Raw genomic sequence first — 13,788 nt, 5'->3', positions numbered from 1 at the left:
AGTTCAACCTGAGCTTCCAAAACGAAGCCCTCTTCTTGTAATTTCTTCTACTGTGTTAGCGCTTTTCCAGTCTCTTTTGCTTTTTTGCCTGTTTTAAAAAGCTTGATTTTGCCGTTTTGAAGATCATCAAAGATTGTATAGACAACAGGTACCACAACCAGTGTCAAAACGGTCGAGGTGATCAGTCCGCCAATAATGGCATGTGCCATGGGAGCGCGAGCTTCAGCGCCGGGTCCAATCCCCAAAGCCAGCGGAATCATACCCGCAATCATCGCTACTGTTGTCATAATAATAGGACGCATCCGCTGAATGGCTGCCTGAACAAGCGCTTCTGTGCGTTCCAGTCCTTCGGCGCGCCGCTGCTTGGTAAAGTCGATCAGCAAGATCGCGTTCTTCGTTACCAGACCCATCAACATGATGATCCCAATCAACGACATTATGCTCAAATCACTGCCCATCAGCAGCAGGCCACCGATGGCGCCAATAACAGCCAAGGGCAAGGCAATCATAATCGCAAAAGGTTCCAAGTAGCTTTCAAACTGAGCAGCGAGAACGAAGAATACAAACAGTACCGCCATGCCTAATGCAAGGATCATACTACTGAAAGCCTCGTTCATAGACTTAGCTTGACCGGTAGCTATAAATTTATAGCCATCAGGCATTTTTATTTCTGCTGCTTTTTTATTAAACTCTTTGTTAAACTCACCAATCGTAATACCTTTTAAGTTTGCCGAAACCGTGATTTGCTGCTGACCGTCATAGCGCTTAATCTGAGCCGGACTGGTAGCATATACCGTATCTGTTATCTGCGACAGAGGAATCATTACGGCTTGCCCAGTCTTACTGCGAGCAGTACTTGCCAAATACACATTGCTTACATCGCTCAAAGCACGACGGTCATTGGGATCCTGGATGACTCGTACATCATAGGAGTCGTTACCTTCCTTGTATTGCGTAACGAGTTTTCCGTTAAACATCGTTTGAAGTGTATCGGCAATGCTGGCGGCAGAAATGCCAAGGTCGGCAGCCCGATCACGATTTACAATAATTTGAGCGTCCGGGTTACCTGCTTCATAACTGGAACTAACTTCTATCGCTCCGGGAACGCTAGCTACTGCTGAATGGACTTGCTCGGCAATGTCACTCAAGGCTTCCAGCGATGGACCTTGAATTACTAGTGAGACTGGCTTATTGCCTGAAAGACCTGATTCTTTAGAAACACTAATAGCAGCCCCCGGAATATCACTCAGTTTTTGACGCACTTGCTCAACGATCGCAGTATCACTTATAGTACGTTGATTTTTAGGTGTCAGTTTAGTAAAGATTGTAATATTCTTGGCATCTGCAACACTGTAAGTCATAGTAACGTTCGGGATGCTATGGATAATTTGTTCCATCTCATCTGCGAGGCTATCTACTGCGGCTACATTCATACCAGGGTCCACAATGGCTGATACAGTAAATTCCCCATTATCCGCGTCAGGGACAAAGGTTGAACCAAGGAGAGGCAGAAGCCCTAAGCTGCCGACGAATAATAGGACAGCTACCAAAACTACTGTACGGCGCTTTGCCAAGGCGATACGCAGAAAATTACCATATCGCAACGTCCATTCATCAAACTTGGCATTAAACGTGTTCCAGGCTTTGCCGAATTTACTGTCACTTTTCACTTCTTCATGCCCCAGATACTTTGCTGACATCATCGGCGTCAACGTAAGAGCAACGAATAAGGAAACAAGCACACTGGCTGCTACTGTTAGGCCAAATTCCTTGAAAAATTGTCCAACCATACCATTCATCATGCCTACTGGTACGAAAACGGCAACTAAAGTAAAGGTCGTAGCCATAACTGCCAAACCAATTTCCGACGTGCCTTCTAACGCCGCGGTAACCTTATCTTTTCCCATTTCCAGATGGCGAACGATATTCTCAATAACCACGATGGCATCGTCAATTAATAGACCTACAGCGAGGGACAACGCCAGCAAGGACAGGGTATTGAGGCTGAAGTTTAGCAACTTCATTGCTGCAAATGCAGTAATAACAGAAACAGGGATGGCGATACCGGCGATGACAGTGCTGCGCCAGTTACCTAAGAATAGGAATATGACGGCAATTGCCAGCACGCCACCAACAATGAGGTTAAATTCAACATCATCTACAGATTCTTGGATGTTTTTCGAGTTATCGCGGACCACTACCAAGTCAACGCCGGAAGGCAAGTCTTTCTTAATAGATTCCATCTGGCGCTTAATGTCTTCCGCTACTTTAACAGTATTGCTGCCCGATTGCTTCATGATATCCACACCAAGAGCTGCTTGACCATTTACTTTCGTGATGGTGCTTACTTCTTGAGTCGTATCTTTAACCGCAGCAATATTTTTCACGTATAGCTGAACGCCATCACGTTGGCCAACGGGAATATTCAGAAACTGGTTTACTGTAGGCACACTAGCAGCAGTCCTTAAGTTAGTATCCCGCTGACCATCCGTCACTTTGCCCCCTGGTGCGTCAATGTTTTCATTACGGAGACTATTTAGTACTTCTGGTATCGTCAAACTGTAGGCGGACATTTGCCGACTATCCAGTAAAATTTGAATTTCCCGATCCAATCCACCTTTAATATCTGCCGCAGCTACTCCATTCACGGCCTTAAGACGCTTAACAAGCACGTCTTCTGCTAGTACAGTTAAGTCACGCTGGCTCATATTCCCGGTTAGCGCAACGGACATTATGGGTGTATCAGACGGGTCAAAACGGGAAATTACAGGTGATTTTGCGTCTTCTGGCAGCGTTGCCTGGAGACCGCCTAACTTGTCACGTACTTCCTGAGCGGCAGTGTCGGAGTTGGTCTCCGCAGTGAATTGAATTACAGTGGAAGACACACCTTCACTAACGGTGGAGGTAACGTGTTCTACACCAGATACAACACTTACGGCATCTTCCACCTTTTGCGTAACTTTAGATTCTACCTGGTCAGGAGATGCTCCCGGATATATGACAGTTACAGCTACAACAGGTATTTCCACACTTGGGTATTGGTCTACATTAAGCTTTGTGTAACTCACGAAGCCCAGGACTACTAAGGCCAAAATAATGACCGTCGCAAAAACCGGACGTTTGATACTAATTTCCGTAAGCTTCATGCTTTATCCTCCAAACTCAGGCACTACCTTAACAGCAACGCCATCATTTAACCGGTTCACACTAGTTGCAATGACCTGTGCTCCGGTTTCTAATCCAGCTTTTACTTCAATTATACTGCCTGTTACTTGCCCAACTTCAATTTGCTTGCGAACTGCTTTGCCATCTTGAACTTGGAAAACGTAATATTGTCCTTGCTTTTGAACAACTGCCGACTGCGGTACTGTCAAGACTTTTACGCTCTCTCCGGTGAGCAAGGCTATATTAGCAAACATACCTGGCTTTAATTCGTGAGTAGTGTTATCCAATTTAATTTTAGTACGGAACATACGGCTGCTTGATTCGGCTTCCGGGTTCATCACTTCCACGGTTCCTTCAAATATCTTATCTGGATAAGCATCGATAGTTACCTGTGCTTTCTGTCCTTCCTTCACAACCCCTAAGTTCTTTTGTTCCACATTGATAACGGCATACATTTGACTTATATTTTGAACCGTTAGCAGCGATGATCCAGGCGATACTACCTGACCGATGGTGGCCGTTTTGTTTGCGACTATGCCATCCACAGGGGCAGTAATCACAGTATTAGCTAGTTGCTGTTCCGCATTGCCCTGGCTTGCGGCAGCACTGGACAAATCGGCCTCAGCAATTTGGAATTTACCAAGTGCATCTTCTAACTGCTGTGCTGATATAGCTCCTTTTTGATACAAAGAGTGATAACGATCATAATTATTCTTTGCTATGTCATAAGTGATCTGAGCTTTCCGTACCGCTTCACTGGCCTGGCGAGCCGAGTTCGATAATTCAACAGTCTCCAGGCGAATTAGCGAATCCCCTGCCCTGACCTGCTGACCTTCCTGCACCAGCACTTCGGCGATGCGGCCTGAAATTTTAGCACTTATCGCTGCCGATGTCTGGCCTTCTAAGGAGCCGTTAAACGATAAACTAGGTGTCGAGTCAGTATATTGTACTGGCGCAACCTTTACACTGATTGCAGTTCCAGCTGTAGCCTGCGTGTTATCCTCGGCCGATATACCAGAGCGAAATACCATCGTCAAACCAACTAGAAGTAGTATAGGGATAGCTAGGTATTTCCACTTTTGCTTCTTCATTGAATAACCCCCAATTTGTTAATCAACACATACCTACCGGTAGGTATGTAAATATCAAAAGAAAATGCGCTCTCGCGCTAGACCCGAATTAAGCTCCAGATGCTGTCCACCATCCGTTGTTTCATGCTTACAGACTGATAACCTTGCCCGTTCAGCAAAGCGATTATAATAGCGGCGAAAGCATCAACATCCGTGTCCTCCCGGATCTCTTCTTTTTCAACTGCCTGTTGTATCTTTACTGCAATGGCCTCACACAACAATTCTTGGTTTTCCCGAATCCTTTTGCTTATCTCAGGAAAAAGCTGCATAACTTCAATGGTAAAGTGAACATGATATGTGCAATCCGCACTATTTCCACCTAGCAGCTCCATTACGTAGGTTGCTAATGCATCTTCGACTAAAATAGCCTGGAGCACATCCCGCAAACTGGTAGAGCTGTTGAGCAGTTTTTTATACTTGGTCTCAATATGCTCAATAAGGAAATTGAAGGCGACTTGCAATAGCTCATCCTTACTTGAAAAATAATGGTAAATCCCGCCCTTGGTAACACCAACTTCAGTTGCAACATCAATAAGAGAGACTGACTTATACCCGCGCGTTAAAAATAAGCGCAAAGCGGCGGTAATAATGTTTTCCTTGGTCATACTATCATCTGCTCTCCGCTGGATTCCACCGACCTTCCGGTCGGTATGTTTATCATAGTATTTTTTCGTCTCATTGTCAATAGTAATCCTGGACAATCAATGGGCCGCTGTAATTGTGCGGGACTGCCTCTCGTAGGTGTTAAACTTATGGGAGGCAGCCCCGAAGGTTATAATTCTATATACTCTTTCAACCTGGCAGCATAGGCCCTTCCTACCGGGACTTCCGAGTTCTTTCCGGCTTTGTTTTTCTGCAGAATTAAAATATACCCTTTATTAAACCATGTGGCAATCTCTTTGATTTGATTAACATTTACTATATAGTTTCTATGGCAGCGAAAAAATTTATCGTCCGGCAGTTTAGCTTCGAAGTCATGTAATGTCAATTTGGTTCGATAGATTTCCCCGTCCAGCGTTTTAAGGTAAACAAGCCGATCTTTCGCATATACCAGCTCAATTTTATCGCTGTCAATAACCTCCATCCGATCGCCCTTTTCCACAGAAAACTTTCGGACACTAGGAGATTTTGCGCCTTCTTTACGTAAGGAAGTGCGCGGGTGGACGGCGGCCCCATCCAGCATTTTTTCGAATTTTCCCATGACCCGCTGAATATCGGCTTCATCGTAAGGCTTCAAAATATAATCCATCGCGTTTACTGAAAATGCTTTTAGCGCGTATTCATCATAGGCAGTAGCAAACACAATGGCCGGCGGCTCTTCGCAGCCAATCAGTTTTTTAGCCACTTCCAGCCCCGTCAGCCCGGGCATCTGAATATCCAGAAAAGCGATATCCGGCTTATGCTGTTTTATTAGCGAGAACGCGGCTTCCCCATCCGAGGCTACGCCTATAATCTTAAGATCGGGGTAGCTTTCATGTAATAGGGTCTGCAATTCTTCCGCCATCAACCTTTCGTCATCGGCAATAATGACTTTTACACCCTTAAATCTTGTCATCACCTGCGCCCCCTTCCTGTACAGGTAAACATATGGATACACACGTACCTTCGCCGAGCTTACTCTCTATCGATAAGCCATATTGCTTCCCGAATAATCGCTGGATACGGGCATGCACATTACTGAGCCCAATACCTATGCCTCCCGACATTTGTGAAACAGTGGGCATTTCTATGAAGTCCGTCAGCCGCTCTTCGGGAATACCCACGCCATTATCCCGCACCTGAATATGAACCTGATCCTTTTCCCGCCAAACACGAATCTCCACAATACCGCCGTCTTTTTTTGGTGTCAACCCGTGTTTAATGGCATTCTCCACAAGAACTTGTACGGCGAATACCGGTACAATTTGATTATAGCTCACCGGGTCGATTACTTTAATCACTTGGATGCGATCTCCGAACCGGGCTTGTTCCAGATAAATATAGTTATCAATAAAATCAAGTTCTTCTTGTAAAGTATTAACTTCTTTGCCTGGTTTAATATGCCGCCTGATCATATCTGAGAGATGTTTGATCAAAACCCGGGCTTTTTCCGGTTCGGACCGGATAGTGGCCCGTATAGTTCCCAAAATATTAAAGATAAAGTGCGGGTGAATCTGGGCCCGTAGTGAATTATATTCGGCTTGCGACAAGAGTACCGTTTGTACTTCCAGTTCTGAGTGGAGCAACTGTAAGCTGAGGAAATCAGCAATACCTTGCACCAGTTCTGCTTCGTACGGCAAAATGACACCGTTTCCTGTCTTGTAGACTTTAATGCTCCCCTGAAAGCGATTATTAACAATCATGGGTGCATCAATAACCGCACTTAACGGACAATCCTCATGCGGGCAGCCAATTTCTTTCTTGGTATTGGCAATAAGGCTTTGCCGGGTTTGATAGGCCCGTTTTGTCGCCTCCGTTATAAACGGTTGTCCAACAATATGATGATCGTCCCCTTTGCCGATAAAGGCGAGAACTTTATCGTTATCGGTCACGGCAACGGCATCGGCATCCACTTCGGTATATATCGTGGCTGCAATTCGCTGGGCTGATTCCTGAGTTAGTCCTTGCCGTAACATATTGTTGGTTTTTTGAATAACCCGCATGGCCTGTTGGGCGGATTTCGCCTGCGCTTTGTCCTGCTCTTGGTATACATCCCGAACAATATACACAAACAGCATAACTCCAAGGCTATTAGCCACTATGGTAGGAACGGCAATGACTCGTTCAAGCTCCCAAGCAGCCTCAAAAGACGCGGAAAGAGTAAGCACCATAAATTTCAGCAAAAACTCAGCGCCAAGACCGACAAGGAACGCTTTGCCAATTCCAATCTTACGGGCGCCATAGTGAGCGTATACCAATCCACTGAGATATCCTACCAATATATTTGCACTAGCGGCGGGAATCATAGTAAACCCACCCATAAAATACCGCGGTACAGCCCCAATAAGCCCTGCTCCCAACCCTACGGCCGGTCCTCCCAGCAAACCGCCGACGACAGCGCCAACAATTCTGGTATTGGCTAGCGAACCTAATACAGGTATCCCTAAATAATTGCCTACTGCCGAAAAAAAGCCAAAAATCAAAATTAAAATAGCTTTATCCTGCCAACGGTAATGCAGCTGATTCAAAGCCCTGCGGAACGGTGGTACTTGAGTGGTTAAATAAGCGGCTACCCCTAATACAGCAATATTTTTAATAACAATTTCCATCAAGCTTATATCCACAATATCACCTCCGTGTCCATGAAAACTTCCTACTTTAATTGTATCATAAAACATATTTGAACTCATAAAAATCGATATATACTGCATAAATATTCCTTTTAAGGAAATTAACAGTAGTATATCCATATTATAGTTTAAATAAGTGCACCGAATTTTGAAGCTCTTCCGCCAACAGAGCCAGACTATGGCTTGCAGCGGATATTTCCTGCATGGAACCTGACTGTTCTGTTGTCTTGACAGATACACCGTGCACCAATTGGTTTACCTCTATGCCGGCTTGTTCAATGTCCCGCACCTTATTGACCACTTGTTCACTGCCTTCGGCCATTTCAGCAATTGAAGCAGATATTTCGGTAATCCGCTCCGAAACCTGCCCGACAAGCTGGGTTATCTCACCAAAAGAACTCCCTGCTTGATTAACCATTATAATGCCTTGTTTAACATCGCCGCTTCCAGTATGCATTAATGACACGGCATTTATTATGTTTGATTGATTTTCCCCGATTAATCCGGTAATCTGTTTGGCTGCTTCCTGGGTTTGCTCAGCAAGTTTTCTTACCTCGTCAGCGACAACGGCAAAACCCCGTCCTTGTTCACCGGCACGGGCCGCTTCGATAGCTGCGTTTAAAGCCAATAAATTGGTTTGCCCTGCGATATCGGCAATTACGTTTACAATTTCATTAATTTGCGTGGAGCTGCTAGCCAGCCTCTCTATCGCTTGCTGTACACTATGCGTAGCCTCAGCAATTTTATTCATCTGCTCTACGGATTGCCCAACCGCCTCGCTGCCGGATACAATTTTTCCTGATGTTTGATCGGCTAACCGTGAGGCTGCAGAAGCCCCGCTGCTAATTTCCTGAATCCGTGCAGAAAGCTTTTCGACACCCCCGGTAGATTCCCGCAATCCCTTATGCTGCTTTTCCGTTGTCAGCGTTATTTTACTAGCATCGTTGGCAACACGACCGGCCGCAGCCGCTGACTGCTCAGCACTGGCTGTCAGTTCTTCCGAGGCAGCGGCTACCTGCTCTGCCGACTGAATTACCTTGCGGATTATGGCTCTGGTATTTGCAGTCATTGTAGTAAAAGCGACAGCTAACACCCCCAGTTCGTCCTTGGAATTAATTCTGACTTCGGGTACAGACAAATCCCCTTGTGAAAACCGATCTGCCATTAAGCTTAATTTTTGCAGCGGTTTTGCCAACGTGCGGGCAAATAAAAAACTTATTATTCCGCCAATTCCTAATACAATAAACAAGGTTATAAAAAAGACAGTTTTAAAAGAACTAAGCTTTGCCAAAACTTCGGCCGCGGGAATATTTACCGCCAAACTCCAGGAAGTTCCGCTAACAGGTGCGTACGCTAAGTATTTGGGTGTTCCCTGGAATAGATAATCCCCCGTACCACGCTCTCCTTTCGCCATTTTTTCTGTAAGTAGCCGCAGCCGTGGATCGACATTAGTATCATTCAAAAAGTTAGCTTTCATGACCAGCTCTTTCTCAGGATGTATAATGACAAGCCCATTGTCTTGAATAACATAGGCATGACCGGTCATGCCGGCCTTTAACGTCAATATCCTGTCGATAAGTTCATCAATACTTACCGTCCCCCCCAGCATACCAATCGTCTTGCCGTTGTTTTTTAACGGAGCAGCGACTACCACTACCATTTTTCCGTCGACCTTAGAAATAACCGGATTGGCAACAAAAGTTTCTCCCGTTGCCATAACCTTTTGGTAAAAGTCCCGGTCACTTACATTGGCCTGTGTATGGTTTGTGTAAATAGCGTTGCCTTTATCATCCACCAGAAAAAAACGAGAATATATTTTGTTTTTACTGCTCTCTTCCATCAGGTAGCTGATAGCCCTGTCCCGCTCTCCTTGTAAAAGGGGCGAATTGGCTAACATAATTATTTCGGCACGACGGGCCTCAAACCATAAACCTACTTCATTGGCCGCTCCCACTGCCGTTAACGTAAGTTCTTCTTCGGCGTCTTGCGTAATTAGACGGTGAACCTGTAAGTAGTTTACAGATCCTAAAATTCCTAGGGCCAAGACCAAGAGTCCACAAATTATAGTTGTCAATTTTGCCCGGATTTTCATATTTACTTTCTCCCCACCTCTATAAAATTGTCTATTTTTGAATATAACAACAACCCCTGACGTATACGAACGCCAGAGGCTGCTATTTTTCTTATTTGCTAACGGCTTGATAACCTACCTGCAAAGCTAATTTATTCATCTCTTCCGTACCCTTAGGCACTCGGGCAAGCACAGCCTTTTCCAAGGCTTCAAAAGTGACAGCACCCGTAAGCCTGGTTATTGCACCGAGAGCCACAATATTAGCGAATAATTCCCGTCCGCACTTTTCCTTGGCCAGCTGGGTTATCGGAACCGCGTACACTCTTTTAAAGCTCGGCGGCACGTCCCGGACAAAAGCCGTATCGGTAATGACAACCCCCTCCGGCTTTAAATCGGCCCCGTACTTATTGAGCGCTTCCTGGGTCATTGCCAGCAAAAGGTCCGGGGCTGTTACTTTAGGATAGTGAATACGTCCGTCGCTGATAATTACTTCCGACTTACTGGAGCCACCGCGCGCCTCAGGACCATAAGACTGGGATTGTACGGCTTCCCGTCCATCTCCAATGGCGGCTTCGGCGAGGATTATACCGGCAAGGATTAACCCTTGTCCCCCTGAGCCGCTTAATCTGACTTGCATCATATTAGCGCCCTCCTTCCATCGCTTGTTTGATTACCTTACCATATTCGACAGTATATTCAGGTGCGACTTGCTGATATAAGACACCTGTTACAAGTTTACCGGCCAACTGCTCGGGGGTCAGCTTAGCGACAGCCTCAACCGGCACGGTGTTGTCCCGCTGCCAAGCTAAGAGGGCCGCCGGTTTTCCTAACTTATTTTGCCGGCCGTAAGAAATCGGGCAACCGGTAATCGCCTCTACTACCGAAAACCCCGAATGGGCTATGGCTTTGGCCACAAGATCAGCGAGCTGCTTAGCATGATAGGTGGTCGATCTGGCTACAAAAGTGGCGCCGGCGCCTTTAGCTAACTCGGCCAAATCAAACGCCCGGTCAATATTACCGTACGGAGCGGTAGTAGCTTTGGCCATATGCGGCGTCAGGGGCGAATACTGACCGCCGGTCATGCCGTAGATATTGTTATTAAATACAATAACCGTAAGGTCAATATTGCGTCTGGCAGCATGAATAAAGTGGTTGCCGCCGATTGCCGTGGCATCCCCGTCACCTGTGATTACCAGTACTTTGTGTTCGGGTTTACTAAGCTTAATCCCGGTGGCAAACGGCAAAGCCCGTCCATGAGCTGTGTGGAGTGTATCAAAATTAAGATAACCAGGAGCCCGGGACGAACAGCCAATGCCGGAAACAATGGTTGTCTTGTCTTGATCAAGTCCAAGTTTATCAATGGCTCTGACTATTGCGGCTGTGACAATGCCGTTGCCGCAGCCAGGACACCAGATGTGCGGCAGTTTAGGCCGAAAATATTTCTCAATTAATTTTTCCATGATATTCCCTCCTCCTGTCTAACGGCTTGCCTCGGTAATAGCTGCAAGCATTTCCTGGGGTGTAATGGGATCATTGTTCCATTTGGCTAAGGAAACTACTTGTGCCTGGCCGGCAACAATGCGTTCGATTTCATCGACATACTGCCCATAATTAAGCTCTGCAACAATAATGGTTTTGACTTTCTTGGCCAAGGCCTTTATTTGTTCTTCGGGTGACGGCCAAATGGTGATGGGCCGGAACAGACCGGCTTTGATCCCTTGCCCGCGGGCCATTTCAACAGCGGCATACGCCGTACGGGCTGTCCCGCCAAAGGCAATTACGGCGACTTCAGCGTCTTCCAGACACTGTTCTTCAAAGTAAATAATCTCTGCCAGGTGATCGGTAATCTTGGTATGAAGCCTGGCAATTAGTTCATGCGAGGTACTGTTTGCGCCGCTGGGGAAACCGGTATAATCATGCGCCAGGCCGGTAACATGGAACCGGTAACCGTCCCCATAAGCAGGCATAGGCGGCACACCATCGGCATCTGGTTTATAAGGAAGAAATTCTCCCGGTGGTAATGCAGGTTTCTTACGATTAACTATAGTTAAACTTTCAGTGTCAGGAACTTCAATTTTTTCCCGCATATGACCAATGATTTCATCAAGCAAGAGTACTACTGGTGTACGGTACTTCTCGGCAAGATTAAAGGCTTCTACCGTAAGACTGAAGCACTCCGGTACACTAGACGGACTCAGGGCAATCACTCCCCGGTCACCGTGAGAACCCCAGCGGGCCTGCATGATGTCTGCCTGGGCCGGCGAAGTGGGTTGGCCGGTACTGGGACCTACCCGCTGCACGTTTACGATTACGCAAGGTACCTCGGCCATGGAAGCATAGCCAATAAGTTCTTGTTTTAGAGAAAAACCGGGTCCGCTTGTGGCTGTCAGAGATTTAACACCTGTCAGGGCCGCGCCAATCGTTGCCGCCATGCCGGCGATTTCATCTTCCATCTGGATAAAGGTTCCACCAACTTGCGGTAAGCGTTTGGCTAACAGCTCCGCAACCTCGGTAGACGGAGTTATCGGATAACCGGCAAAAAACCGGGCTCCGGCAGCAAGCGCGCCTTCCGCGCAAGCATGATTTCCCTGCATTAGTACTGCTTTTGCCATGATACATTCCTCCGTTCATTAACTTCCTAATCTGCAGTCACAAAGATAGCATAGTCTGGACAGCGCAATTCACACAGCCCACAGGCCACACAGGCTTCGGCGTCGGCAATCTGAACCTTGCCAAGGTCATCCAGCTCGAGTACCTTTTTAGGACAAAACTCTATACAAATTCCACAACCCTTACAAAGTTCTTTACAAAGCTTAGGACTGGTTTTTAGCATCTTTTTTCCTCCTCCAATGTAATAACAGAAACTTTGGCCTTAGTGCAGCGGTAACCGGAACCGGTTTTCGGAATCAAATTCCATTGGCTCAGGCTCTCCGACAATACTGATTTCCTCCCGGGAGGTCAGTTCCTTAGCCACAGCTTCCGATACCATGCATTCTGTCAAAAATAAAGTATTGGGAATTACTACTACCCTTAGTTCTTCCGGCGGGATGCTGCTTAGGCTGTACTGTATGGCTTCAAAAAGTTTGCGGTCATCCTCATAATAAATCGGCGTAGCCGCTCGCATAACAAAGGTGCTTGTCAAACAGTTAAGATACGTGGCCTGCCGGTCCATCTTATCAACCAGTCGTTGGGTGACAAAGTCCGCCAGTCCGATTCCGGTAGCATTGCCATGGGATTCTTCCGATAAATCCAGCACAGCAATTCGTTTTACTGCCGGCCGGGAAGGTTCCGGCACCCCTTGAATGCGTATCCTTCCGATAATATTGGTATCAATCCCCGTACCGCTGAAATTCTTTCCCATCTGGCCAATGATAAGGATATCGATATTATCAATCGGCAGCGAGGGCATCAGTGATTTAGAGTACACTAACAGCTCGCTTTCCTCCTGAATAAAATCATTTTTGGTTACCCCTTTAATAAGTGCAGTTTCTTCATAAGCATTTTCGATGATGGCCAGGCCACCCAGGATAGGCAGCTTTGATAAAATTACCTCACCAATCTCAACAAGCAGGCGGGGCAATTCTTCACTGCCAAAACCGTGAAACTGCTGGGCTCCCTGCGGCCCGCCCAGGCCTACAACCAGCTTTTTAACCAAGCCGCTTTCCACCTTGCCTTTAAAAGAAGTATGAGTCTTGACTCGGTTAACCACCAGAATGCCGTCTAGCGTCAATGCTGACTTTACAATATAGGCCGGAATACCTTCCCGGGTTTTCCCGATAACCTCACTTTCGGCACAGGTTATAACCGGAGCACCTACCTGCTCTTCGGTAAGGCCTAAACTGTCCAGCACTTCTTTTTGCCCGTCCGCCGTCCCGCCGCCATGACTGCCCATGGCCGCCAACAAAAAGGGCTCTCCACCATGCTGTCTAACATATTGCACTACTTGCCGAAGTATTGTTACGATATTTTGAATACCCCGGCTTCCGGCAGTAATCCCGATACGTTTACCGGCTACTTGTCCCGATAAATTCAACTTTTCCAGTTCAGCCAGGACCGAGCCCTCTACATCACTGACAAGCGGCCGGGAAAAAGTTTGCTTAATTCTTACCAGTTTGGGAAAAGCCATACCACATCCCCCTTATATTCAAGCTAA

11 protein-coding genes are annotated in these 13,788 nt (G+C 46.6%); all 11 read right to left on the bottom strand.

All coding sequences use genetic code 11. The features are described from left to right. Positions 1–47 precede the first annotated feature (47 nt). Positions 48–3,146: an efflux RND transporter permease subunit gene (locus SRRS_RS06210; protein WP_371367192.1), complete on the bottom strand. Its 3,099-nt coding sequence runs from the start codon at positions 3,144–3,146 to the stop codon at positions 48–50. A 3-nt stretch (positions 3,147–3,149) separates the two neighbouring features. Then, on the bottom strand, positions 3,150–4,256 hold the full coding sequence (locus tag SRRS_RS06205; protein WP_371367190.1) for an efflux RND transporter periplasmic adaptor subunit: 1,107 nt from the start codon (positions 4,254–4,256) through the stop codon (positions 3,150–3,152). Between the two features lie 77 nt (positions 4,257–4,333). After that, complete coding sequence (locus SRRS_RS06200; protein WP_371367189.1) at positions 4,334–4,996, bottom strand: TetR/AcrR family transcriptional regulator; 663 nt, start codon at positions 4,994–4,996, stop codon at positions 4,334–4,336. A 71-nt stretch (positions 4,997–5,067) separates the two neighbouring features. Beyond that, positions 5,068–5,850 (bottom strand): LytR/AlgR family response regulator transcription factor, encoded by a 783-nt coding sequence (locus SRRS_RS06195; RefSeq protein WP_371367187.1) that lies wholly within the window; start codon positions 5,848–5,850, stop codon positions 5,068–5,070. Continuing rightward, positions 5,837–7,558 (bottom strand): LytS/YhcK type 5TM receptor domain-containing protein, encoded by a 1,722-nt coding sequence (locus tag SRRS_RS06190; RefSeq protein WP_371367185.1) that lies wholly within the window; start codon positions 7,556–7,558, stop codon positions 5,837–5,839. Before SRRS_RS06190 ends, SRRS_RS06195 begins: the two co-directional genes overlap by 14 nt. 127 nt (positions 7,559–7,685) lie before the next feature. Then, positions 7,686–9,656 carry a methyl-accepting chemotaxis protein gene (locus SRRS_RS06185; protein ID WP_371367183.1) on the bottom strand — a complete coding sequence of 657 codons (1,971 nt, stop codon included), beginning with the start codon at positions 9,654–9,656 and terminating at the stop codon, positions 7,686–7,688. Between the two features lie 91 nt (positions 9,657–9,747). Beyond that, positions 9,748–10,275: a 2-oxoacid:acceptor oxidoreductase family protein gene (locus SRRS_RS06180; RefSeq protein WP_371367181.1), complete on the bottom strand. Its 528-nt coding sequence runs from the start codon at positions 10,273–10,275 to the stop codon at positions 9,748–9,750. Position 10,276: 1 nt separating this feature from the next. Then, complete coding sequence (locus SRRS_RS06175) at positions 10,277–11,095, bottom strand: 2-oxoacid:ferredoxin oxidoreductase subunit beta (RefSeq protein ID WP_371367179.1); 819 nt, start codon at positions 11,093–11,095, stop codon at positions 10,277–10,279. A gap of 18 nt (positions 11,096–11,113) precedes the next feature. Then, positions 11,114–12,247 (bottom strand): 2-oxoacid:acceptor oxidoreductase subunit alpha, encoded by a 1,134-nt coding sequence (locus tag SRRS_RS06170; RefSeq protein ID WP_371367177.1) that lies wholly within the window; start codon positions 12,245–12,247, stop codon positions 11,114–11,116. 26 nt (positions 12,248–12,273) lie between these two features. Further along, the gene (locus SRRS_RS06165) at positions 12,274–12,468 is read right to left on the bottom strand and encodes a ferredoxin family protein (protein ID WP_371367176.1); all 195 of its coding nucleotides are present in this window, start codon (positions 12,466–12,468) and stop codon (positions 12,274–12,276) included. Between the two features lie 39 nt (positions 12,469–12,507). Further along, a complete protein-coding gene (locus SRRS_RS06160; protein WP_371367174.1) occupies positions 12,508–13,761 on the bottom strand; it encodes a DUF362 domain-containing protein in 1,254 nt (417 codons plus the stop codon). Between the last annotated feature and the right edge of the window lie 27 nt (positions 13,762–13,788).

Origin of the sequence: Sporomusa rhizae, assembly GCF_041428845.1 — a bacterium.
In the GTDB taxonomy this organism is placed as follows: Bacteria; Bacillota; Negativicutes; order Sporomusales; family Sporomusaceae; genus Sporomusa; species Sporomusa rhizae.
Note: the sequence above shows the minus strand (reverse complement) of the source record. Positions and strands in the feature narration are given on the sequence as shown.

Coding starts and splice junctions, on each gene's coding strand:
- SRRS_RS06210 (WP_371367192.1), bottom strand. CDS start 3,146: ATGAAGCTTACGGAAATTAGTATCAAACGTCCGGTTTTTGCGACGGTC.
- SRRS_RS06205 (WP_371367190.1), bottom strand. CDS start 4,256: ATGAAGAAGCAAAAGTGGAAATACCTAGCTATCCCTATACTACTTCTA.
- SRRS_RS06195 (WP_371367187.1), bottom strand. CDS start 5,850: ATGACAAGATTTAAGGGTGTAAAAGTCATTATTGCCGATGACGAAAGG.
- SRRS_RS06185 (WP_371367183.1), bottom strand. CDS start 9,656: ATGAAAATCCGGGCAAAATTGACAACTATAATTTGTGGACTCTTGGTC.
- SRRS_RS06180 (WP_371367181.1), bottom strand. CDS start 10,275: ATGATGCAAGTCAGATTAAGCGGCTCAGGGGGACAAGGGTTAATCCTT.
- SRRS_RS06175 (WP_371367179.1), bottom strand. CDS start 11,095: ATGGAAAAATTAATTGAGAAATATTTTCGGCCTAAACTGCCGCACATC.
- SRRS_RS06170 (WP_371367177.1), bottom strand. CDS start 12,247: ATGGCAAAAGCAGTACTAATGCAGGGAAATCATGCTTGCGCGGAAGGC.
- SRRS_RS06165 (WP_371367176.1), bottom strand. CDS start 12,468: ATGCTAAAAACCAGTCCTAAGCTTTGTAAAGAACTTTGTAAGGGTTGT.
- SRRS_RS06160 (WP_371367174.1), bottom strand. CDS start 13,761: ATGGCTTTTCCCAAACTGGTAAGAATTAAGCAAACTTTTTCCCGGCCG.